Below are 23574 nucleotides of genomic sequence, written 5' to 3' on the forward strand. Positions count from 1 at the left end.
TTAATAAAAAAAAGATTGGGTTTTACAAATGATCTGTTTTTTCTTACGATTAAATTTGTTAAATAATTATACGGTTTAACTTATTGGTTTTTAAGTATTTGAGTTTTTTTGTTTTTTAAAACAATGTTCCTGTTGTTATTATTGATCAAGAATTAAAAGCGATTAATGCTAATTGAAACCTATATGTATAAAATGATGTTTTGATTTTTTTGTTTAAGTATTTTTTATTTTTTTTAATTAAGTTTTATTGAAAAATAAAAAGAATTATCGATCTGTTTTGATAACAAAGTATTTACAAGTTTTAGCTTTTGAAAGGTCAATATGATTAATCAATTTTAAATTTTAGAGTTAGAATTTGCAACTTTAAAAATTAGAAACCGAAATTATAAGATTTCAGAAAAAAGTATATCTTTAACCAACCAAAAACCAAAAAAATGCAAGAAAACGACCAAGAAAATTTTAAAAGAGAACTCGGATTATTAGACGGAACCATGCTTGTGGTTGGTTCTATGATTGGATCTGGAATATTTATTGTAAGTGCAGATATTGCCAGACAAGTAGGTTCAGCAGGATGGCTTACGCTAATTTGGTTAATCTCAGGATTAATAACTGTTATTGCCGCTGTAAGTTATGGTGAATTAAGTGCAATGTTCCCAAAAGCGGGAGGGCAATATGTATATCTAAAAGAAGCGTACAATAAGTTAATTGCGTTTTTGTATGGCTGGAGTTTCTTTGCCGTAATTCAAACCGGTACAATTGCCGCTGTTGGAGTTGCTTTTTCAAAATTTGCAGCGTATTTGTATGAACCTTTCAGCGATGAAAATATATTGTATGAAATTGGTTCTTTCAAGCTTAATTCAGCGCAGTTAGTATCGATATTCACTATTATTTTATTGACATACATTAATAGCCGCGGGGTAAAAAATGGTAAAATTCTGCAAACCGTTTTAACAATTATCAAAATTTTATCGTTGCTGGGATTAATTGTATTCGGATTTACACTTGCAGCAAAAGCTTCAGTTTGGGATGCTAATTGGGCAGACGCTTGGAATACTCGTTCGTTTGACAAAGAAAGCGGTTCGTGGATGCCAATTGGAGGTATGGCTTTGGTTACTGGAATTTCAGCAGCAATGGTTGGCTCTTTATTCTCAAGTGATGCATGGAATGGTGTAACTTTTATTGCCGGCGAAATTAAAAATCCAAAACGTAACGTTGGTTTCAGTTTATTTTTAGGAACTTTTATAGTTACAATTATTTACGTTCTTACAAACATTATGTATTTAGCTGTAATTCCGCTTGATGAAATTGCAACTGCAAAATCTGATCGTGTGGCGGTTGTAGCTTCGCAATATATTTTTGGAAATATAGGTACATTGATTATAGCTATTATGATTATGATTTCGACTTTTGCCTGCAATAACGGATTAATTATGGCTGGCGCAAGAGTTTATTATACAATGGCAAACGATGGTTTGTTTTTTAAAAAAGCTGCAGTTTTAAATAGTTCAAGTGTACCAGCTTGGGCATTATGGGCACAGTGTATTTGGGCTTCGGCTTTATGTCTTACAGGTAAATATGGTGATTTGTTAGATTTTGTAATCATCATTGTTTTGATTTTTTATATTTTAACGATTTATGGAATTTTTATCTTACGCAAGAAAATGCCAGATATTGAAAGACCTTATAAAGCGTTTGGATATCCTTTTTTACCAATGTTGTATATAATAATTGCAACAGCAATTTGTATATCATTGCTTGTTGTGAAATTTTCAACTTGCGGTTGGGGCGTATTGATTATGCTTACAGGAATTCCAGTTTATTATCTAACAAAACCAAAAGAAGTTTAGTACTGGCTTTGAGCTAAAATTAATATCTAGATATAAAAAACGCCTTATTCATAAGGCGTTTTTTCGTTACAATTAAAATATATAGAATTTCTATAAAGAAAATTTTTATGAGGTTTAAGCCAACTCATTATTAATTCTCTCCTCAGTAGGTCTTAATAAAATCAGATATATTATAATAAGTAGCCCAAATAATATAAAATCAGGTTTAAAAAATAATATTAAAAAAGCAGCACCTTCAAGAACTGTCCATCGCATTATAGAAGCAGTTTGATAAACAGGCAATTTGTCTTCCGTTTTTAATTTAGGATCTATTTGTTTTAATTGTGATTTGAATAAAAAAGTACTTAAAACAAAAGCTAGAACAGGTATAAAAACATATACAATTGAGGATGAGTCTATACTGGGAATGTTTTTTAATTTTTCAATTGAAAGTTCGCCTAAAAAGAAATAGACAAGAATTGTTCCTGCACAAACAGCAAGATGAATAATTTGCAAGGTTTTGATTTTTTGAGTCATGGTTTAGTTTTTTGAGGGTACAATATAAAACTAAAAAAGCTGCTTGCAATAAAAAAATAATGAGTTATTGCTTAATCATAAAAAAAGACACTGCTTAGAAAAACAGTGTCTTTTGATGTCAAATAATCTATTGAGATTGTTATGCGATAACAGGTTCAACAGAAGATTTTATAGTTGAATTAATAATAGAAATAGTAAGTGGGTCTGATTCTCCCGAGAAAAAAGCATCTAATATTTCCTGAAATATCGGATTTGTATTTTCAGTCATAGAAAAAAGTGTCATAGACGAACGTAATTTTCGAGCATCTAAATCTCCTAAAATTCCATCAGCTGATTTTCTTTTAAAAGTTAATAACAGTTCTGAAATTTCTATAAGATGTTTTCCTAAAATAGGATGCTCTAGAAATTCTGAAGCTTCTTTTAAATCGGCAATTGCATAAAGATTTGCAGTATCGCTCTTACCTAATCCTTTTACCTGTGGGAAAATGAACCACATCCAGTGAGTTTCTTTCTTTCCTTTTTTAATTTCTGAAAGTGCGGTAAGATAAAGTTTATTCTGCGCATCTAAAAAGCGCGCTAAATCATTGTTTGAATATGCCATTTGTGGTATTGTATTTAAAAAAGGGTTGCAAAAGTACTAAAAAAGAAAGGGTCTGCCTAATAAAAGATGCACGTAGTGAGTAATTTAACTTTTTTTTGAAGAATTTTCCTCATCGTTTTTAAGTAAGAAAAAGCTCATTTAGAGTTGTTTATATATCATAAACTCGTTTAGTTTGTCTAAAAGTCAGATTTATTCTGGGTAAAACAGGCCGTGCTGTTTTAGGAACTTGATGCTGCCAAAAACTATTGGTAGTTCCTGACATTAATAAAAAAGAACCATGATGTAATGGAATTTCAACTTGCGGAATTTCCTTACTGTATTTATGCCGGAGCCTGAACATTCTGGTTTCTCCAAAAGTTACCGAAGCAATAACTGGATTAGGTCCTGTATTATGTTCTTTGTCGCTGTGCCATCCTACACCGTCATTTCCATTACGGTACAAATTTAAAAGGAGACTGTTAAAATCAAGCTGCGTTTCTTTCTCTACACGGCTCCGAATGGTTAATAATTCATAAGTCCAATCTGGCCCGTTTAGATCTGCTCCGGGATTATCTTTGTCTTCATACCAAGAAATCATTCGAGGAACAGTGTAAGTTTTATCATAAATTTCCATTTCATATTCTCTCCATTTGGTTTTGCGAAGTATTCTTTCATAAAAACGATCAGATTCTTCTTTATTAAAGAAATTATCTATCAAAATAAGCTCTGAGTCAGGAATGTCAAATATTTTTCTGCCTTCCAAACCCGTTGCAAATAATTCGGTGTCGTTAAATAGTGTCATAACTTAAATTTTCTAAGTTTAGGCTTAATTCTGAAAATGCTTATTGAAGAATACTTTTCGAGGATATTTTTCTGCGAAAGCAAAAATCAATTGTTCTATATATTGATTGCTTTTATAAGTCGTAACATAGTTTTTTACTTCTTCAGGATCATGAATTGAAATGTCTGATGGAATATAACCCATACCATAAAAATGACCGTTTTCAATCCAAATACAACTGCGTTCCTCTTTTGATCTTCCTTTGTCTATAATAGCGAAAGAAGGTCTGTTGTTCAATAAAAAATCAATAGCATTATCAACTTGTTCGTTATGAAGCAAAACATCAGGCAGATTTCTGACATCATTATTTTGTATAAATTCTCCTTCTTCAGGTCTGGAATATTTGCAGAATCTTTGATCAATTTCAAATTGTGCAGACAGATCTCGGAGTAAATTTATAGCGTTATACATGCTGTTAAATTCATGAATGCAAGTCTGAAATTTACTCAGTTTTCCAACGGCTAAATATTTATAACCGTTTCTGGCTTCATACTGATAAATGCCAAATTTTGCTTCAAAACGTTTTAATGCTCTATTGTAGGTTGGCCAAAGCTGTTTTATTTCGGTGCATTCTAACAAAAGTGCCATTAATTCAGTAGCGCAGATTTCAAAGGAAATTCCGTGAATATCTCTCAAGAAATGCTGTCTTTGAGAATTGATATTATTGCCGCTAAAATGTGATGCCACACGTTTTTTTACATTGATAGCTTTTCCAACATAAATTACTTTTTTCGCCTGATTATAAAAATAATACACACCTGGTTTTTCGGGTAAATTATTAAAATCATCTGGTGGAAGGTTAGGAGGTAAGCGCTGATCTTGAGCTGTTTTTTTGATCATATTTTCGATTTCTCCCGCATCATCCCATTCTAACAGAAGAGAGAATAATACAGCAGTCGCATCTGCGTCTCCACCAGCGCGATGTCTGTTTTCTAGAGATATATTTAAAGAATTGCAAAGATTTCCTAAACTGTAAGAACCTAAACCCGGCTTGATTTTTCTTGCTGCACGAACGGTACAAAGTTTTTGTGCCGACCATTTAAAACCCGCTTGCTCCAACTGATGGTGAATAAATGAATAATCGAAGTTTACATTATGAGCAACAAAAATACGATCAGTAAGCATTTCCAATACTTTTTCTGAAATGTCATCAAAAATAGGTGCACTCGCCACCATTTCGTTATTAATACCCGTTAATCCAAAAATAGACAACGGTATATCTTTTTCTGGATTTACAAGCGTTTCATAACGGTCAATTACATTTTTGCCATCATGAATAATGATTGCAATTTCTGTAATGCGGCTGTCACTGGCATTTCCGCCTGTGGTTTCAATATCGACTATGGCATATTCCGTATTTTTCATTTGTATATAACGTAAATTCTTCTTTAGTTATTAAAATTTAACACATAGACTTAAAGTTAAAAATCGCACTTCTACAAGCTAAAAAACTATTTATCTATGTGTTAAAACTATGATACTCATTTAAAATTTCATTCGATGTCTTGGCAGATTAATTTCGTGCGCCTGTGGATAAGGTTTACGATGTGTCAGGCTTATATCTTCTTTAATTTGGCTTTGTGTTTTATATTGGTCTTTAGCATCCATATAACGTGGATCTGGAATAAAAGGCATTTTTGCCATTTTGATTATTGTTATCGTCGGGAAATGATAATCAACTTCAACATTTCCTAATAATAAATAGCAGCCGCCGCCCTGAAATGGATATTTTTCTAAACTATCAGGAAAATGTGCCGTATCAAAATAAGTACCTTCATGGTCGATCCAGGTTCCAAAATACATAGTTCCTTTTTTTGTTGGGACATGTTTTCTGGAAATTAAATACGCCAGCATTCTAACTTGTTTTTTATGATACTGAACCAAATCTTTCGCCATCACATCACCGCGATGTTTGGTTTGTAAAAGATCAAAAACAGTACATGAAACGGGGAAACTCAATAATTCGATTTCGTCAAACGCATCTTCAAAAACAGAACGTTCCAATTTTGGAAGTTTGTATTCTTTAACGGGTTCCTGCAGTAATTTTAGATCTCTGTTTTCAGGCTTAAAATTATTCAACAGTAGACTGGCAGTTACCAACAGCTGATTTTTAGTTTTCCCTGTAAAACGAAAAGCATTAATGAAAATCAGTGTTTTAACGCCTTCAATCCCAATTGGAATCCGATTTATAAAATTTTCGAGGGAACTAAAATCACCTTTTCTATTTCGATCCTCTTCAACCAAATGAGCGATTTTAGATTCCAGACTTTGAATGTGCATAAAGCCAAGGTAAATATCAGTTCCATACAAAGTGGTTTGATATTCACTTTTATTCACACACGGATTATGAACCGTTCCGCCAGACATTCGTGCTTCGTGTACATATACTTCGGTTCTGTAAAATCCGCCCTGATTATTGATTACCGCAGTCATAAACTCAATCGGATAATACACTTTCAGATACAAACTCTGATAACTTTCAACCGCATAAGAAGCCGAATGCGCTTTGCAGAAAGAATATCCCGCAAAAGATTCGATCTGGCGATAAATTTCCTGACTCAGCGATAATGGATGTCCTTTTTGAGCACAACTCTCAAAGAAATTATCTTTTACTTTTTGCAGAGCTTCCAAAGATCTTCCTTTTCCTGACATGGCACGGCGTAGAATATCTCCGTCAGGAGCGGGTAGTCCACCATAATGCTGAGCGATTTTGATTACATCTTCCTGATAAACCATAATGCCGTAAGTTTCACCGAGATGTTCTCTGAAAACCTCATGAAAATATTCAAACTGAGTCGGATTGTTATGGCGAAAAATATACTCTTTCATCATTCCCGATTGTGCAACTCCGGGACGAATGATAGACGACGCGGCGACAAGAATTTTATAATTGTCACAATTTAAACGACGCAGTAAACCACGCATAGCAGGACTTTCGATATAAAAACAGCCAATTGTATGTCCTTTTGCTAAATAAGAATTGCAAACCGCTTCGTCTTTAGAAATTGTAGTATCACGAATATTTACTTTTACTCCTCGGTTTTTGGCAATTAGTTTTACGCTGTCATCAATATGACCAATACCGCGTTGACTTAGAATATCAAATTTATCAAAACCAATTTCCTCTGCAATATGCATGTCAAAAAGTACGATTGGAAAACCTTTTGGAGGCATTTCCAGAGGCGTGTAATTTGTAATGGGTTCTTCAGAAATCAAAATTCCGCAGGCATGCATGCTTCGTTGATTGGGATATTTTCCCATCATTTGCCCGTATTCCTGAACTAGTTTTACAATTTTATTGGTTGGATGAAGTTCTTCCGGATTTTTTGCCAAAAGATCTAATTCTTCTTTAGGAAGGCCAAAAACTTTTCCAACTTCCCTAAAAATAGATCGATATTTGAACTCGACATTCGTACCGCAAAAAGCAACATGATCTTTGCCGTATTTTCCAAAAATATATTCTAAAATTATATTGCGTTCCTGCCAGCTCCAGTCAATATCAAAATCAGGTGGAGTTTTGCGGTTGAGGTTTAAAAAACGTTCAAAATACAAATCCAGTTCAATCGGACAGATATCGGTAATTCCGAGACAATAAGCAATAATACTGTTGGCGCCGCTGCCGCGCCCGATATGCATAAAACCTTTACTATTGCTGTACTGAATAATGTCCCAAGTAATTAAAAAGTAACCGCTGAATTCTAATTCGTCAATTACTTTTAATTCTTTTTCAACACGTGCTTTTGCTTCTAGATTTTCGTTTCCGTAACGTTTTTCAAATCCTTCCCAAGCCAATTCAGTCAGTTTTTCTAAATCTTTTTGACGGTTTTCAGTATAGAATTTTTTATTTCTTTTAGCTGAAAAATCATATTGAAAATTACAATCGTCAATGATACATTGTGTATTCAAAATGATTTCAGGATATTTTTCATAGAATGGCAGAATCGATTCTACAGGTTTCATCACATCAGAAACTTTGCAATAATCTGCCTCTGTAAGTTTCGATAAAATAATATTGGTATCAATAGCCCGAAGCACTTTATGAAGGTTGTATTCTTTTTTGCTTCTAAAAGTGACAGGCTGTAAAATCACCATTTTGGAGATTTTATTTTTATGTTTTGAAGTCAGAAGACTCGAAACTTCTTCAGGACGAACTCCAATAAATTCATTTTCAAAAAGAGTTTCAGGAGCATTTTCTAAAGTATAAATCACAAATGCGGATTCGAATTTTGGAGCACGCAAAGGCAAAGTTTCTCCGCTGAAATTATATTCCGTCAGAAAAACATTCATTTCAGCCAAACCTTCAGCATTTTGCGCCAGACCAATATATCGGAATTCGTGATTACATCGAAATTCCATTCCAACCAAAGGTTTGATTTCTTTTTCCTGACACGCTTTTATAAAATCGTAAATTCCTGTAACGGTATTAATATCCGTCAATGCCATTGCTTTTATACCATGCAAAACCGCTTCAGCAATCAATTCCTTAAGCGGAATCGTGCCGTAACGTAATGAATGATAAGAATGACAATTGAGATACATTATTTCTTGCGTTTTAAAATTTCGTCTTTATTATTTGGTTTAAAGTGAGCTCCGGCGCAGCGCATTACGGCATCAAAACCATAACGGCTTTTCATTTTGTCCATGGCTTCGTAAAGTGAAAGCATTTCCTGAGTATCTTCAAAAAGATCAATTTGATAAGTTCCGCGTACCAATCCGCTAAAGCGAACACCAATCAAGCGCAGACGCATACGACGCTGATACACTTTCTCAAAAAGTTCTATTACATTTTTGGTCAAGACATGATCGGCTGAAGTATAAGCTACTCGACATTGTTTGGTTTCGGTATCAAAATTGGCGTAACGTATTTTAACCGTAACCGTTGAAGTCAGCCATTGTTCCGCACGAAGCTGAAAAGCTAGTTTTTCGACCATTCCTAATAATATTCTTCTCAGTTTTGCAAGATCAATAGTATCTTGAGAAAAAGTAGTTTCGGTCGAAATTGATTTTCTCTCGGTGTAAGGTTCAACAGGAGTATGATCAATTCCGTGCGCTTTTTTCCAAAGTTCCAGACCATTTTTACCAATCATCTGCTGTAAAACTTCGGCAGGCATTTCGGCTAAAGTCTGAATTTTACGAACGCCGATTCTAGACAAAAGCTGAAAAGTCACAGCACCAACCATTGGGATTTTTTGAATCGATAACGGATTTAAAAAATCTTGTACTTTTTGTTCCGGAATTTCAAGATTCCCTACAGGTTTGCCTTCGCCAGTTGCAATTTTAGAAACGGTTTTATTGATGGATAATGAAAAACTAATAGGCAATCCAGTTTCTTTAATTACCTTTTGAGCCAATTCATTTGTCCATTTATAACTGCCGTGAAATTTGTCCATTCCGGTAATGTCCATATAAAATTCATCGATACTGGCTTTTTCTAAAACAGGCGCTTTTTCCTGAAGAATTTCGGTAACATCATGAGAAAGTTGCGAATATAATTCCATGTCGCCTTTCATCACTTTTGCAGTTGGACAAAGTTTTAAAGCCATACGAATTGGCATAGCAGAACGAACTCCATATTTGCGTGCTTCATACGAACAAGAGGCCACAACACCGCGATCTCCTCCGCCTATAATAAGCGGAATATCATTGAGTTCTGAGTTAGTGCGTCTTTCGCAGGATACAAAAAAGGTATCCAAATCCATATGTACGATTGCCCTTGCCATTTTCCTTTTTGTTTTTGTATGGAACAAAATTAGCACAGATAAGAACATTTTTTTATATATTTGCTGTTCCAAATTATAACAAATTAATTATGTCTTTATTTTCAGATAACATCAGAGCATTGAGGGTTAAGCATAAAATATCGCAGGAGAAATTAGCTGGAAACCTTAGTATTACAAGAGGAAGATACGTGAAATACGAAGATGGAACTTCGGAAGCGCCGTATGATATTTTAAAGAAAATCGCCTTGTTTTTTCATACAAGTATCGATTTGTTATTGTCGGTCGATATTCGGAAAATCAACATCGAAAATTTGATAAAACTCGAAGGAAACCGACTTATTCTGCCTATTCAAGTCGATAATTTTGGAGAAAATTATATTGAAATTGTTTCCCAAAAAGCAAAAGCCGGTTACCTAAACGGATATGCTGATCCTGAATATATTGAAAGTTTACAGCAGGTTTCACTTCCATTTTTAGGACCGGGCAAACACAGAGGTTTTCCTGTAGAAGGCGACTCGATGCCTCCGCACGAAGCTGGTTCAATAATTATTGGGCGTTATGTCGAAAGGTTAGGAGAAGTGATGGATGGAAAAACTTATATTTTGATTACCAAAAATGAAGGAATGGTTTATAAACGGCTTAATAAGAACAAAAAAAACACCTTGGTTTTAGAATCGGATAATAGTTTTTATCCGAATTATGAAGTGAAAGCTTCTGATATTTTGGAGATTTGGGAATATGAATGCAACATCGGACGATCAGACAAAAAACAAACATTGTCTGAAACCGAAAGCATGAAAGAACTGCTTCTAGAAGTGAAAAGAGAAGTAATGGAAATTAAAAATAATACTTCGAATACGTAATTTTTTCCGCCACGAATTCACGAATTATTTTAAATTAAAATTCGTGAATTACTTCGCTTGTTCGCTATCACTCGGGTCGTGGCGGAAAATCTAGACAAGGCCATTCAAAAAATCTTTGTAATCCTTTTAATCTGTGGCAAAAAAATCTAAAACACCTTCGCAAAACCCAAACCATATTGCTGCCCGTTATAAAAAGGCATTATCATAGAAGTTGATTTATTTTCAGATGACGATTTGAATAATTTTTTAGTGATATATGGATTTATCCAATAGGCGATTTTTGTACTTAGAATTCCAATTCCTGCCCCAGCGGCAACATCGGTCAACCAATGGCGATTGTTGTAAATTCTAAATAATCCGGTTCCAGTTGCAACAGCATAACCAGCAATTCCATACCAAATCGATTTGTCTTTGTATTCCTGCCATAAAAATTCAGCTCCAGCAAAAGCAGTTGCAGTGTGACCGGAAGGAAAGGAATTGTTCGAACTTCCGTCTGGTCTTTCTTCATGTGTAATCGATTTTAAACCTAAAACCGTTGTCGCCATAATAGCATACGAAGTCACAAATATAACAGAACGATCCCGCATATTATTTTTACCTTTTACACCAAAAGCGTTCAAAGCATAAACCGATGCAGCAGGCGCATATTGCGAGAAATCATCAATGGTGATTTTGTTATCAATATCTTCAGTAACTTCTTTTTTAATTTGCGAATTAAAACTCAGTAACTGATCGCTTTCAAGTCCAATAACACCGTACCCAATTAATACACCAGGAATAATCAATTGTTTGTAATTGAATTTTAGCTGATGTGAAGTACTGTCAATTTTTGTAATGGAGTCGTTTTGCTGAGCATTTGTGCTCAAAAAAACGAATAGAAATACCAGAGAAATAGCTTTACAAGACATCGTTTGTTTTTGTTATGATTTACAATAATAACGAATGTCCAATCAAAGTATTTTTGCCTTAATTGAACCTTAAGTTAATATTAACCTGTTGGTTTTAAATAAGGGAATTGTATTAAGATTGGCTAAATTTTGAATTGTTTTTAAGTGTCACCCTGAGCGAAGTCGATGGGTTTTACAAGTACGAAAGGTCTTCGACTTCGCTCAGACTGACAGACGTTTTTTTTCTTTTTAATAATTATTCTTAAACTTTCAACGAAAACCAAAACGTACTTCCTAATCCCAAATTACTTTCTACACCAACATTTCCGCTCTGTGCTTCAATAAATTCTTTACTAATGGCTAATCCTAATCCTGTTCCAGATTTCTGACTGCCGGGAACTTGGAAATATTTATCAAAAACTCTGTCTTTATATCTTGTGTCAATTCCTTTTCCAGTGTCGATAACCTGAAATACGATTTGATTGTTTTCTTTCTTTAATTTGATATGAATAATGCTTTTTTCAGAAGAATATCTGATTGCATTCGACAAATAATTAATTAGAACCCAACCTGTTTTTTCGCTGTCGGCTTTCACATCTTGAAGATTTTCATCAGCATCAATTACAAGTTTAATTTGTTTTTGGTCGGCTTGAACTTTTACTGCTTCAACAGCATAATTTACAATTTTATGCGGATTGCTTTTTTCGATAGTCAACTGAATATTTCCAGTTTCTAATTGTGATAAATTAAGTAGTTCACCTGTAATTTTCAATAAGCGCTGACTGTCATCTTTGATGCTTTCGACCAATTGTTTCTGATCGTCGTTCATGTTGCCTGTTTTTCCATTTTCAAGTAATTGAAGACTTAATTTTATAGAAGCAATTGGCGTTTTTAATTCGTGCGAAACTGTGGCAATAAAATTGGTTTTGGCAAAATCAAGTTCTTTAAAAAGGGTAATATTTCTCAGGATAATAACATCGCCAATATTGATTTCTTTTTCTTCTCCAGTTGGAATTATCGTAATATTTAGAATTTCTTTTTCGAAATAGCTTTCTTTTCCGTGCGCATAAATTTTAAGCGGTTGTTTTTTAGGTGTATCAACATCCTCTTTTAAAATCAAAGAACGAATTAAATCATTAGACAAGGCCAGAGTAGAAGCCGATTTTCCGATAACATCTTCCAGTTTCAGACCAATAATTCTCAGCGCTTCATCATTGGCAAACAAAACAATTCCTTCATGATCTAGACCAATAATAGGATCGTGCATATTATTGATAAGCGTTTCCAGTCGTTTCTTCTCAAAAAAGAGCTTATACAAATTGCTATCATTATATTCCTGAAGTTTCTGCGCCATCGTATTAAACGATTTTGCTAAATCTCCAAATTCGCTATGACTTGTAAAATGAACTCGCTCCGAATAATTTTTATTCGCAATTTCCTTAATACTCAGCGTTAATTCCTTAATTGGATTGGCAATATTATTGGGTAAGTTGACGAGCAGATTAAAAGCAATCAGAAAACATAAACTTCCCACAATTGCAATCCATAAATTGGCATTTTCAGCAGTCAGTTTTGCAATGTCGCTTTTCTGTTTTATAGCATCCAAATTGAGTTTCATAATGGCAAAAATATCCTGTCTGATTTTTGCTTTTATAACTTCATTTGCTCCATTTTTTTCTAAAAGTGTAAAACTTTTTTCCAGATTTTCAGTCGCCTCCTTTTCTCCTGGTTCGGTAACATTTAGTGTTTGTTTTTCAAGATATTCTTTAAAAACTTGAATTTTATTATCAGGATTCGCTTTAATTTCATCCAAAGACAAAATCATATTTCTGGAATATTCCAGCGTATTATAATTCGCTTTCAGAATATTCTCTGTATCTGCTTTTATCAAAAAAACAGAATAACCGCTCACTAACGAAAGTATAATGATCATTAAAAATAACAATCCAACTCCCAGATTCAATTTGGTTTTAATTCTCATTTTATAAAACATTTAATTTTTCTGATTTTTTTTTAAAACCATATAAGTGATATAAGAAAATATTAGAATTCTTTTTTCTAACCGCAAAGAACGCTAAGGTTTCGCAAAGCACACAAAGATTAGATTAAAAAAACTTTGCGTTCTTTGCGGTTAAATTTCAACGTTCTTAATTAAATGAACTTATATCACTTATATGGTTAAAAAAAAATTCACGACAGAATAACAAGATCGACATTTGATAAAGAAAGTTTATTGAGCAAACGCCTGAAAATTGTTGTAGACAAAATTACTTTAAACAAATTAAAATGCGGTTTCCCTATACAAACCGTTGTAATTTGTTTTTCTTCTACGGTTTTCAAAATACCATCCGTAATATTTGAATTTTCCAATTTAATAACTTCCGCACCTAATTGCACAGCGAGTTTAAAGTTATTAATTAAATGTCTTTGTTTGTCAAGTGCAATTCGGTTACTGCTTTCTTTGGGCGTTTCAACATATAAAACATACCAGAAACCGTTGTAATAACTTGCCAATCGTGCTGATTTCCGAATTATTATTTTAGCTGTTTTTTCATTACTGCTAATACAAGCTAATAATTTTTCATGACGTAAAGCGTGCAAATTCGGCACCTCATTTTCTACTTTCCGAACGACCTGACTGGCGACTTCTTTCAAAGCTAATTCGCGCAATTGCAGAATTTGTTCCGATTTAAAAAAATTCGTTAAAGCCGTTTGAATTTTATCTGGAGTATAAATTTTTCCTTCTTTCAAACGCGCAATCAAATCTTCTGATGTTAAATCGATATTCACGACTTCATCCGCCAATCGCAGAACATTATCAGGAATGCGTTCCTGAACATCAATATTTGTAATACGTTTTACATCCTCATTTAAACTTTCAATATGCTGAATATTCACCGCAGAAATCACATTAATTCCAGCTTCCAAAATCTCTAAAACATCCTGCCAGCGTTTTTCATTTTTGCTTCCTTCAATGTTTGTGTGTGCCAATTCATCAACAATAACCACTTCTGGACGAAGATTAATAATCGCCTGAACATCGAGTTCTTCCAATTCTTTTCCTTTATAGAAAATAGTCCGTCTCGGAATAATCGGCAAACCCGCTAATAATTCATGCGTCTCCTTTCGCATGTGCGTTTCGATATAGCCAATTTTGACGTCGATTCCGTTTTTCAATAACGAATGTGCTTCCTGTAGCATACGAAAAGTTTTGCCCACACCAGCGCTCATTCCAATGTAGATTTTGAACTTTCCTTTTCGTGATTTCTGAATTAAATCGAGAAAGTGCTGTGCGTTATTATTTTCGTTTTCCATATTTTTTGGTTTAACCATTAAGAAATTAAGGAAGTTAAGCTTTTCTTTGTCTACAGAACATTAAGCTTAATGTTCTGTATTCTAGATTTAAATGAGGTGCTAAAACTTAATTTTCTTAATCTCTTAATGGTAAAAAATCTTTTAATGTTTAGAAAGAAATCGCCAGCGAAGTCGTTACAAACGTATTCGTATCCGTTGGAAGATTATCTTTATTTGTGAAGATTTCATCTTTACTTGAAAGATTTCTGGCTTCAATTCTAAACATAACATTATCAGTAACTAAGTAATCAAAGTTAGCTGAAAATCCATAAGTTTTAAAACCATTTGGTGTTTCAGTTGCGATAATTACACCTTTTTCATCACTATAATATTCACCTCGTGCTGCAAGCTGAATTTTATCAGTTGGTTTGTATTGCAAAATTAAAACTGGCGAAAACCAAGTATCGTATTTATTACTATTTTTAGCTGATTGCTGAGATCCAATATCAAAACCAGCAGTAATATTTGTCTTTTCCGTTACCTTAAACTGTCCGTAAAAGTTGTTGAAATAACGCCATTTTTTATCAATATCCGGCTGTTCATTTCCAACATAAGTGCTCCAGTTCAAAGCAACCCGATCAGACGGTTCGTACGCAACCTGAGTTCCAAAAGCAGGCGTTTGATTGCCTTCTACTTTCTCAATTCTTTGCCAGCCATTCAAGTACATACCTGCCAAATACCATTCCCCAGATTCAGAAGTATAACTAATTTTAACTCCCGTTTCATAATAAGGAGAATTTTCAGCCAGAATGCTTCGTGATAAAGTCTGGCAATCTTTTCCAATCGCACTTTCAAAGCCAATATGCGAAGGCATAATTCCGGCATCAATCCACAAATTATGGTTTTTCGAAATCTTTACACCAACATTCGCTTCGTAAACATTTTTCAATAAACCTTGCTCGGCAGCCATATTATATTCGGCGTAAGTTCCTGCCATTAGAGCAAAATTACCACGAATATTGTCTTTGTTATAATTTACTTTTGCCATTCCTAAATTAATATTCACTTCATTACTTTTATTAAAATTGTAAAAAAAGTTTGGTCGAGTATGATTTTGCGGTTTTCCAAAATCGTAACTATAATAAGTTTCTACATATCCTGAAAATGTTAATGGACTTTTTGTTTCTTCTTGTGCATGTAAATTGCTGTAACCAAAAGCGATTAAAGCAGTAAGTATAATTTTTTTCATTGCTAATTGTGGTATTCAAACCCGAAAGGGTTAAATTAATTATTAGTAGATTTTTTTTAGGAGCTATTTCCCGCTATCCATTTCAATCTTTTGTGCCGAACGCCGGCACAAAAGGATTTCCACTACTATCGGGGCTAGAGTATTTGGGGTAAAAAAGGCGTTTTTGTTTCCTGCAAGGTTTACAAAACTTTGTAGGTATTTAATTTTAAAGTTTTTGATTCAACGTCTTATTTTGTCATTTCGACTTAAGGAGAAATCTTCGTTGCTAGATCGACACAGATTGACATTCTTTGCGGAGCTTCTTGCGAAGATTTCTCCTTAAGTCGAAATGACAAGAATGCGCATAGAAAAACCTTAGAACCTTAGCGACTCAGAATCTCAGAACCTTTTTCAGCGAAGCTGATCCAACGCCACATTCAATTCCAAAACATTCACAGTTTCAGGACCAACAACGGCCGAATTAATCTTAGATTCAACCAAGGCTTTTACTTTAGCTTCAGCTAAATTTCTTTCTTTAGCAATTCGTTTTACTTGAATCAAAGCACCTTGCGGAGAAATATTCGGATCTAAACCACTTCCAGAAGCTGTAACCATATCAGCGGGAATTTCAGATTTTTTCAAGTAAGGATGTACAAGTAATAGTGTATCAATTCTTTTTTGAACCAAAGCTAAATATTCAGCATTACTTGGACCTTTGTTGCTTCCGGCACTTCCCGCCGCGTTATAATCAACAGCTGAGGGTCTTCCCCAGAAATAATTCGACTTATCGAATTTTTGACCAATTTTTTGATAGCCAACAACTTTTCCGTTCACCGAAACCGTTTCTCCTTTTCCTTGATTTGGAGCTAATTTTGCGATTCCGTAAATCGCTAAAGGATAAATAACTGCGAATAAGATTAAAGTCGCTACAGTAAGTTTTATTATAGAAAATAGATTTTTCATTTTTTTTGAGATTCTAAGGGACTAAGTTGCTAAGGTTCTAAGTTTTTTTTCAGAAGCTTAGCAATCTAAGGTCTGTGTTTTTTATTTGAGTTTTTAAAGATTCCTGAATTTTACGATTCTAAGAGAAAAACCTTAGTCCCTTAGAATCTTAGCATCTTAGAACCTTACATAAAAAGTGCTACCAGTAAATCAATAACTTTAATTCCGATAAAAGGCACAATCAATCCACCAAGACCATAAATCAAAAGATTTCTTTTTAAGATGGCACTGGCTCCAATTGGACGATAATCAACCCCTTTCAGCGCAAGCGGAATCAATATCGGAATGATAATCGCGTTGAAAATTACAGCCGATAAAATCGCACTTTCAGGACTGTGAAGATTCATGATATTTAAACCTTGCAGCGCAGGAATCGCAGTAATAAAAAGAGCAGGAACAATAGCAAAGTATTTCGCAACGTCATTTGCAATAGAAAAAGTAGTTAAAGTACCTCGAGTCATTAAAAGCTGTTTTCCAATTTCAACAATCTCAATTAGTTTCGTTGGATCATTGTCAAGATCGACCATGTTTCCGGCCTCTTTTGCCGCTTGAGTTCCGCTGTTCATGGCAACGCCGACATTGGCTTGGGCAAGGGCAGGAGCATCATTTGTTCCGTCACCCATCATGGCAACCAGTCTTCCTTCAGCCTGTTCTTTTCGGATGTAGTTCATTTTATCCTCAGGTTTAGCCTCGGCAATAAAATCATCAACACCAGCAGCTTCGGCAATAAATTTAGCCGTTAACGGATTATCACCTGTAACCATAACCGTTTTGATTCCCATTCTGCGTAAGCGCTCAAAACGTTCTTTCATTCCTGTTTTAATAATATCCTGAAGTTCGATAACACCTTGAATTTCATTGTTTTTAATAACAACCAGTGGAGTTCCCCCGTTAGATGAAATCGTAATTACTTGTTGAGCAGTATCTTCTGGAAAAGAATTTCCTGCTTGCAGTGCGATATTTTTAGCAGCATCTTGCGCACCTTTTCTAATATTTGTACCATCTTTTAAAATAACTCCGGAAGTTCTCGTTTCAGCGGTAAATTTGATTAAAGTAGCACCTTCAATAGATAATTTACTGGCAGTTTCGGCTCCTGCCAATTCCACGATACTTTTCCCTTCCGGAGTATCATCTGCTAATGAACTTAGCACAGCAGATTTTATAAATTCTTCTTCTGAAATTCCTTTAGAAGGATAAAAATTGGTTGCTTTTCTGTTCCCGATTGTAATTGTTCCTGTTTTATCTAAAAGCAGTACATCAATATCTCCGGCAGTTTCAACTGCTTTTCCAGATTTCGTGATTACGTTAGCTCGTAAAGCTCTGTCCATTCCCGCAATACCAATCGCAGAAAGTAAGCCTCCAATTGTAGTTGGAATCAAACATACAAACAAAGCAATGAAAGCTGCAATCGTGATGGGTGCGTTTGCATAGTCGGCAAACGGTTTTAGCGTAACGCACACAATCACGAAGATTAAAGTAAATGCAGCCAATAAAATGGTTAGTGCAATTTCGTTTGGTGTTTTCTGACGGCTCGCACCTTCAACCAAAGCAATCATTTTATCCAAAAAGCTTTCGCCGGGTTCAGAAGTTACTTTTACTTTGATTTTATCAGATAATACTTTTGTTCCTCCGGTTACTGAAGATTTGTCTCCGCCAGCTTCCCGAATTACAGGAGCACTTTCTCCAGTAATGGCACTTTCGTCGATTGTTGCAAGACCTTCGATAATTTCACCATCGGCAGCAATTAAATCGCCAGCTTCGCAAATGAAAATATCATCTTTTTTCAATGCCGAAGAACTGATATTTCTGATTTCTCCGTTAGGCATAATTTGTCTTGCAGGAGTTTCTTCTCTTGTTTTTCGTAAACTGTCGGCTTGTGCTTTTCCTCTTGCTTCGGCGATAGCTTCGGCGAAATTGGCAAATAGAAGTGTTGCCAGTAAAATTAAAAACACAATTAAGTTATAAGTAAAACTTCCTTGGTCATTTGCGCCCATTAAGATCGAAATGCAGACAGCAAACATAATTGCAGTTCCAATTTCTACGGTAAACATTACCGGATTTTTGATCATCATTTTTGGGTTCAGCTTGACAAAAGACTGCACTAAGGCTTCTTTTACCTGTTTGCTTTCAAACAATGATGTGGATTTATTAGTTGTCATTTTCTTGTAAAAAGTTAAATGTTATTTGTTAAATGTTATGCGATAAAAACACATAGATTATAGAATATAGCCAGCGGTTTCAACCACTGGAACGCAACGTATATCACAATCTTTGTCCCTGCAATTCGTTTCCCGTGGTTGAAACCACGGGCTATATTGAAATGCGAATGGTAAAATCGTTATTCGAACTATGTGTAAAAACGAGTTTTCTTTTTACTCTTTTTTATAGATTTAATTCTATGTTTCTATGTGTTTAAAATATCTAGCATTTTATTTTAGTGTAAAATACTCTGCTAATGGTCCAAGTGCCAGCGCCGGGAAGAATGATAAAGCAGCGATAATTGCGATTACGGCAAAAGTCATGATTCCAAAAATTGAGGTATCGGTTTTTAGAGTTCCTGCACTTTCAGGAATGTATTTTTTACCAGCCAATAAACCTGCAATTGCCAATGGTCCGATGATTGGAATAAAGCGGCTTAACAGTAACACAATTCCTGTTGTGATATTCCAAAACGGGTTATTATCTCCTAAACCTTCAAACCCAGAACCGTTGTTGGCTGCGCTAGAAGTGTATTCGTATAACATTTCTGAGAATCCATGATTTCCAGGATTATTTAACCAGCCTGTTGCGTTGCCGCTGAACCAATAACCCATCGCAGTATCATGTGCAGCAAAGTAAGAAGCTAAAGCGGTTCCTGATAATATTAATAATGGATGAAGAATGGCGATAAAAGCAGCTATTTTTACTTCCCGAGCTTCGATTTTCTTGCCTAAAAATTCAGGAGTTCGACCAACCATTAATCCGGAGATAAATACAGCCAGAATAATAAAAATGTAGTAATTCAAAATACCAACACCACATCCGCCGTAAAAAGCATTAACCATCATAGCCAGTAATTCCATTGCGCCAGAAACAGGCATAGAACTATCGTGCATACTATTAACTGAACCTGTAGAAATTACGGTTGTAGCAATACTCCAAAAACCAGATATTGCTGGTCCAAATCGAACTTCTTTTCCTTCCATCGCTCCAGTTGTCTGTGCGATTCCCATTTTTTCGATGGCAGGATTTCCGTTGATTTCGCTCATTACTGTTGGAGTTACTAATAATAGGAATCCAACTGTCATTACTCCGAAGATTATGTAGGATAGTTTTCTTTTCTTTAAATAAAAACCTAAAGCAAAAATCATCGCAAACGGAACAATCATTTGTGCCCAAAGTTCAACTCCATTAGTAAAATAAGTCGGGTTTTCTAACGGATGTGAGGAGTTAGCTCCAAAAAATCCGCCGCCATTTGTACCAATATGTTTAATAGCAATAAAAGCAGCAGCAGGACCTCTCGATACTTCTACTTTGTCACCTTGTAAAGTTGTAATAGCATCTTTTCCTTCAAAAGTCATTGGAGTTCCGCTAAAAACTAAAGCGATTGCTACAATTGCTGAAAGCGGTAATAAAATACGAGTACAGCTTTTGATAAAATAATTGTAAAAATTACCCAGTTGTTCAGTAGTTCTTTCCTTCATTGCAGTAAATACCATTGCAGCAGCAGCCAATCCGATACCAGCAGAAACAAATTGAAGAAACATTAATACTATTTGTGAAAGGTATGAAACCCCGCTTTCGCCTGAATAGTGCTGTAAATTACAATTGACTAAAAATGAAATGGCAGTATTAAATGCCAGATCAGGTGTCATAGATGGGTTGTTATCTGGGTTGAGGGGCAAAGAACCTTGAGACAATAAGACAAAAAAGCAAAGAAAAAACCAAATCATGTTTATACTTAAAAGTGCTTTTAAGTGTTGTTTCCAGTTCATTTCTTCGGCAGGATTTATACCGCTGATTTTAAAAATAAGTTTTTCAATTGGATTGAAAATCGGGTCAAAAAGTGTTTTATCTCCCAAATAAACTTTAGCAATATATTTTCCTAAAGGAATCGCTAAAAGAATAGTTAAGATGAAAATACCAATGACGCCTAATAATTCTGTGTTCATAATTTTTATTTTTTTTAGTGAAAGGGGAGGTGATTTGTAAAATGGATTGATGAATAAAATTTGCGTTTACATTTCACTTAAAGCATTTCACTTTTACATGATTTAAAATTTTTCAGGTTTGATTAATACATAAATCAAATACAAGAAAACAGCGATTGAAATAATAAATAGTGCAGTCATGATTTAGATTTTTTCAAAGAATTCAACAGAGAGAAAACAAATGATAAACAGCACAACGGCCAGCCCGAGTAAAAGAAAAGTGATCATAGGAGATTATTTTAGATTTAAGATTGTAGACTTTAGATTTAAGATTTTTTCGATTAAACAATTAAACAGTTAACTGATTAAACTTTTTAAACGCCAGAGGCATTAACCTGCTTGATATATTCAGCTTTAAGGGTTTGAGGAAAAAGATGTGAAATATTGCAGTGACGCATTTCCATAAAAGAAGAAACTGAGAAAACATACACATTGGAAATGGCATTTTTTGTTTCGATGCTTCCGGTTACAAATAGACGTTCAGCAAGAGCCAGGCATTTTTTTGCCCGAACGATATTACCCGAAATAATAGATTTTTTGGTTATCTCAGCAAAGCGTTCAGCTTGTTTGCAGATTGAGGTGACTTGGTTTTTCATTTGGAATGAATTTTAATGTTCTCTCTCCTTATGCCAAAATATGTTCCGAAAAAATGAAGTTGTATCTAAAGTACTGTCAATAAAAGGAATGTAGTTTTGTGCCAAAAAAAAGGCATAAAAAAAGCCTATCATTTTGATAAGCTTTTCTCGTTTTGATATGTATTTTTAAGCTTCGGAGAAGCGGAATATTTATAGAACATTACAAATCCACATTTATCAGAACCCCAGCGGGGTTTTATATTTATGGATTGTGTGGGTTTCGCTCCGCTGGAGCTTTTTATTTTAATGGTAATGGGATAATCTATAAATATTGCGCTTCTCCGAAGTTTTGAAAATTGACATTGCCATTGGAATTTTTAAATTTTGGAATTTTCTATCCCATATTCTTCTAATTTTCGATACAAAGTCGCAATCCCAATTTCTAATAATCGTGCTGTTTCAGCTTTATTTCCTTTTGTATAGTTTAAAACCTTTTGAATATGGAGTTTTTCAACACTCTGCATGGAGAAAGCTGACATTGGTTTTGAATTTTTTTCTGCTTGATGCTGCATCTCATAAGGCAGAACATCCGAAGTTAAAGTATCACCATTACTCAAAATAACTGATCTCTCGATAATATTTTTAAGTTCGCGGATATTTCCAGGCCAAGAATAATTTTCTAGCTTCTGAAGGAAATCATCTGCAATGTGTAACGTTTTTTTATTCGTTTTTTCAGAAAACTGTTTAACAAAGTAATGAGTCAATACTGGAATATCTTTAATTCTTTCTCTTAAAGAAGGAAGCTTAATTTCGAAAATATTCAAACGGAAATACAAATCAGAACGAAAACGATGTTCATCACTCTCTGTTTTTAGATCACGGTTTGTAGCAGCAATTAATCTAAAATTTGATTTTTTTGAGGTAGTATCACCAACGGGAATATATTCGCTGGTTTCTAAAACCCTTAATAATTTAGCCTGAAGGTCAATTGGCATTTCACCAATTTCATCTAGAAATAAAGTACCGCCGTTTGCCTCTTCAATAAAACCTTTTTTATCTTTTAAAGCTCCTGTAAAAGCTCCTTGTTTGTGACCGAATAATTCGCTTTCAAGAATTTCTTTGCTAAAAGTACTGCAGTTTAAAGCCACAAATGATTTTCCTGCTCGATTACTGTTTTCATGAATAGCTTGTGCAAAAACTTCTTTTCCAGTTCCAGTTTCGCCTGTAAGTAAAACAGTCGAATCTGTTTTGGCTACTTTTTGTGCCAAATCAATTACCTGTTCAAGACCTTTTGATTTTCCAATGATAGTTTTAAATGAATATTTATCATTGATTCGCTTTTCAAGCTGCTGCACTTTTTTTTGCAAATGCACTTTTTCGACGGCTTTGTACAGAAGCGGAATAATTTTATCATTATCATCTCCTTTTACAATATAATCAAAAGCGCCATTTTTCATCGCTTGAACTCCATCTGGAATATTTCCAAAGGCCGTTAATAGGATAACTTCTGTCAATGGGAAATTTCCTTTTATGTTTTGAAGAAAATCGACACCATTTCCGTCGGGAAGTTTAACATCACACAAAACGACATCAACATCAGTTTGTTCCAATTTCTTAAAACCTGATTTTAAATCTTTGGCTTCGATAACTTCAAAACCTTCTGATTTTATAATACGTGCCAGCAGACTTCTTAGTTTTTCTTCGTCGTCTATAATTAAAATTTTGTGTGTCATTTGCAGATAAGCTAAAACCGAATAGATATTTTGATGTACAAATTTAGGTTTAAAATCAGTTCTCTTTTTTGATTCAGCAGAAATTATTTTTTGCCACGAATTCACGAATTTCTCTAATTCCTATTTTTTGACTGGTTTTTATTTCAAACATAGCCCGTGGTTTTAACCACGGGTACACAATATATAATTACATCCAATTCATAACGTTTCCATCGGTTGAAACCTCAAAAACTAAAATTAAAAATTTGTGGAAATTCGCGGAATTGTTTCGCCTGTTCGCTATTGCTCGAGTCGTGGC

At 34.4% G+C, this 23574-nt stretch carries 18 protein-coding genes; 2 read left to right on the forward strand and 16 right to left on the reverse strand.

The features are described from left to right. Positions 1-434: 434 nt before the first annotated feature. Entirely contained in the window at positions 435-1847 is a 1413-nt protein-coding gene (locus tag BOW57_RS18915) for an APC family permease (RefSeq protein ID WP_129056540.1), read from the forward strand. 114 nt (positions 1848-1961) lie between these two features. Here BOW57_RS18915 and BOW57_RS18920 read toward each other — a convergent pair whose 3' ends face one another. From BOW57_RS18920 to dinB, 6 genes are all read right to left on the reverse strand, one after another. Continuing rightward, positions 1962-2363 (reverse strand): MFS transporter, encoded by a 402-nt coding sequence (locus BOW57_RS18920; RefSeq protein WP_129056542.1) that lies wholly within the window; start codon positions 2361-2363, stop codon positions 1962-1964. 139 nt (positions 2364-2502) lie between these two features. After that, positions 2503-2964, reverse strand: a complete 462-nt coding sequence (locus BOW57_RS18925; protein WP_129056544.1) for a DUF1810 domain-containing protein — start codon at positions 2962-2964, stop codon at positions 2503-2505. Positions 2965-3112: 148 nt separating this feature from the next. Further along, positions 3113-3745 carry an alpha-ketoglutarate-dependent dioxygenase AlkB gene (locus BOW57_RS18930; protein WP_129056546.1) on the reverse strand — a complete coding sequence of 211 codons (633 nt, stop codon included), beginning with the start codon at positions 3743-3745 and terminating at the stop codon, positions 3113-3115. Between the two features lie 24 nt (positions 3746-3769). Further along, positions 3770-5149, reverse strand: coding sequence for an exonuclease domain-containing protein (locus BOW57_RS18935; RefSeq protein ID WP_129056548.1), 1380 nt, complete (start codon positions 5147-5149; stop codon positions 3770-3772). A 120-nt stretch (positions 5150-5269) separates the two neighbouring features. Further along, positions 5270-8323 (reverse strand): DNA polymerase III subunit alpha, encoded by a 3054-nt coding sequence (locus tag BOW57_RS18940; RefSeq protein ID WP_129056550.1) that lies wholly within the window; start codon positions 8321-8323, stop codon positions 5270-5272. Then, positions 8323-9504 carry a DNA polymerase IV gene (gene dinB, locus BOW57_RS18945; RefSeq protein ID WP_129056553.1) on the reverse strand — a complete coding sequence of 394 codons (1182 nt, stop codon included), beginning with the start codon at positions 9502-9504 and terminating at the stop codon, positions 8323-8325. The genes BOW57_RS18940 and dinB overlap by 1 nt, the downstream gene beginning before the upstream one ends. 89 nt (positions 9505-9593) lie before the next feature. Here dinB and BOW57_RS18950 point away from each other — a divergent pair, with 89 nt between their 5' ends. Beyond that, entirely contained in the window at positions 9594-10367 is a 774-nt protein-coding gene (locus BOW57_RS18950; RefSeq protein WP_089059304.1) for a LexA family transcriptional regulator, read from the forward strand. A gap of 146 nt (positions 10368-10513) precedes the next feature. Here the strand turns inward: BOW57_RS18950 and BOW57_RS18955 are convergent, their stop codons facing one another. The 10 genes from BOW57_RS18955 to BOW57_RS19000 form a co-directional block, all read right to left on the reverse strand. After that, on the reverse strand, positions 10514-11275 hold the full coding sequence (locus BOW57_RS18955; RefSeq protein WP_129056555.1) for a phosphatase PAP2 family protein: 762 nt from the start codon (positions 11273-11275) through the stop codon (positions 10514-10516). A gap of 241 nt (positions 11276-11516) precedes the next feature. Beyond that, entirely contained in the window at positions 11517-13235 is a 1719-nt protein-coding gene (locus BOW57_RS18960; RefSeq protein WP_129056556.1) for an ATP-binding protein, read from the reverse strand. A gap of 209 nt (positions 13236-13444) precedes the next feature. Continuing rightward, positions 13445-14569, reverse strand: a complete 1125-nt coding sequence (locus BOW57_RS18965; RefSeq protein WP_129056558.1) for a sensor protein KdpD — start codon at positions 14567-14569, stop codon at positions 13445-13447. Positions 14570-14717: 148 nt separating this feature from the next. Then, positions 14718-15797 (reverse strand): porin, encoded by a 1080-nt coding sequence (locus BOW57_RS18970; protein WP_129056560.1) that lies wholly within the window; start codon positions 15795-15797, stop codon positions 14718-14720. A gap of 390 nt (positions 15798-16187) precedes the next feature. Then, positions 16188-16739: a K(+)-transporting ATPase subunit C gene (locus tag BOW57_RS18975; protein ID WP_129056562.1), complete on the reverse strand. Its 552-nt coding sequence runs from the start codon at positions 16737-16739 to the stop codon at positions 16188-16190. 164 nt (positions 16740-16903) lie between these two features. Next, positions 16904-18937 carry a potassium-transporting ATPase subunit KdpB gene (gene kdpB / locus BOW57_RS18980; protein WP_129056565.1) on the reverse strand — a complete coding sequence of 678 codons (2034 nt, stop codon included), beginning with the start codon at positions 18935-18937 and terminating at the stop codon, positions 16904-16906. A 270-nt stretch (positions 18938-19207) separates the two neighbouring features. After that, a complete protein-coding gene (gene kdpA / locus BOW57_RS18985; RefSeq protein WP_129056567.1) occupies positions 19208-20929 on the reverse strand; it encodes a potassium-transporting ATPase subunit KdpA in 1722 nt (573 codons plus the stop codon). A 102-nt stretch (positions 20930-21031) separates the two neighbouring features. Further along, positions 21032-21109 carry a K(+)-transporting ATPase subunit F gene (kdpF, locus tag BOW57_RS18990; RefSeq protein ID WP_111376125.1) on the reverse strand — a complete coding sequence of 26 codons (78 nt, stop codon included), beginning with the start codon at positions 21107-21109 and terminating at the stop codon, positions 21032-21034. 173 nt (positions 21110-21282) lie between these two features. After that, positions 21283-21564, reverse strand: a complete 282-nt coding sequence (locus tag BOW57_RS18995; RefSeq protein ID WP_089056021.1) for a hypothetical protein — start codon at positions 21562-21564, stop codon at positions 21283-21285. A 356-nt stretch (positions 21565-21920) separates the two neighbouring features. Further along, a complete protein-coding gene (locus BOW57_RS19000; protein ID WP_129056569.1) occupies positions 21921-23276 on the reverse strand; it encodes a sigma-54 dependent transcriptional regulator in 1356 nt (451 codons plus the stop codon). Positions 23277-23574: the final 298 nt, after the last annotated feature.

The organism is Flavobacterium sp. YO64 (assembly GCF_004119505.1).
Taxonomy (GTDB): Bacteria; Bacteroidota; Bacteroidia; order Flavobacteriales; family Flavobacteriaceae; genus Flavobacterium; species Flavobacterium oncorhynchi.

Excerpts from the sequence above, each read along its gene's own strand:
- BOW57_RS18915 (WP_129056540.1), top strand. The coding sequence starts at position 435 with ATGCAAGAAAACGACCAAGAAAATTTTAAAAGAGAACTCGGATTATTA.
- BOW57_RS18920 (WP_129056542.1), bottom strand. The coding sequence starts at position 2,363 with ATGACTCAAAAAATCAAAACCTTGCAAATTATTCATCTTGCTGTTTGT.
- BOW57_RS18925 (WP_129056544.1), bottom strand. The coding sequence starts at position 2,964 with ATGGCATATTCAAACAATGATTTAGCGCGCTTTTTAGATGCGCAGAAT.
- BOW57_RS18930 (WP_129056546.1), bottom strand. The coding sequence starts at position 3,745 with ATGACACTATTTAACGACACCGAATTATTTGCAACGGGTTTGGAAGGC.
- BOW57_RS18935 (WP_129056548.1), bottom strand. The coding sequence starts at position 5,149 with ATGAAAAATACGGAATATGCCATAGTCGATATTGAAACCACAGGCGGA.
- BOW57_RS18940 (WP_129056550.1), bottom strand. The coding sequence starts at position 8,323 with ATGTATCTCAATTGTCATTCTTATCATTCATTACGTTACGGCACGATT.
- dinB (WP_129056553.1), bottom strand. The coding sequence starts at position 9,504 with ATGGCAAGGGCAATCGTACATATGGATTTGGATACCTTTTTTGTATCC.
- BOW57_RS18950 (WP_089059304.1), top strand. The coding sequence starts at position 9,594 with ATGTCTTTATTTTCAGATAACATCAGAGCATTGAGGGTTAAGCATAAA.
- BOW57_RS18955 (WP_129056555.1), bottom strand. The coding sequence starts at position 11,275 with ATGTCTTGTAAAGCTATTTCTCTGGTATTTCTATTCGTTTTTTTGAGC.
- BOW57_RS18960 (WP_129056556.1), bottom strand. The coding sequence starts at position 13,235 with ATGAGAATTAAAACCAAATTGAATCTGGGAGTTGGATTGTTATTTTTA.
- BOW57_RS18965 (WP_129056558.1), bottom strand. The coding sequence starts at position 14,569 with ATGGAAAACGAAAATAATAACGCACAGCACTTTCTCGATTTAATTCAG.
- BOW57_RS18970 (WP_129056560.1), bottom strand. The coding sequence starts at position 15,797 with ATGAAAAAAATTATACTTACTGCTTTAATCGCTTTTGGTTACAGCAAT.
- BOW57_RS18975 (WP_129056562.1), bottom strand. The coding sequence starts at position 16,739 with ATGAAAAATCTATTTTCTATAATAAAACTTACTGTAGCGACTTTAATC.
- kdpB (WP_129056565.1), bottom strand. The coding sequence starts at position 18,937 with ATGACAACTAATAAATCCACATCATTGTTTGAAAGCAAACAGGTAAAA.
- kdpA (WP_129056567.1), bottom strand. The coding sequence starts at position 20,929 with ATGAACACAGAATTATTAGGCGTCATTGGTATTTTCATCTTAACTATT.
- kdpF (WP_111376125.1), bottom strand. The coding sequence starts at position 21,109 with ATGACTGCACTATTTATTATTTCAATCGCTGTTTTCTTGTATTTGATT.
- BOW57_RS18995 (WP_089056021.1), bottom strand. The coding sequence starts at position 21,564 with ATGAAAAACCAAGTCACCTCAATCTGCAAACAAGCTGAACGCTTTGCT.
- BOW57_RS19000 (WP_129056569.1), bottom strand. The coding sequence starts at position 23,276 with ATGACACACAAAATTTTAATTATAGACGACGAAGAAAAACTAAGAAGT.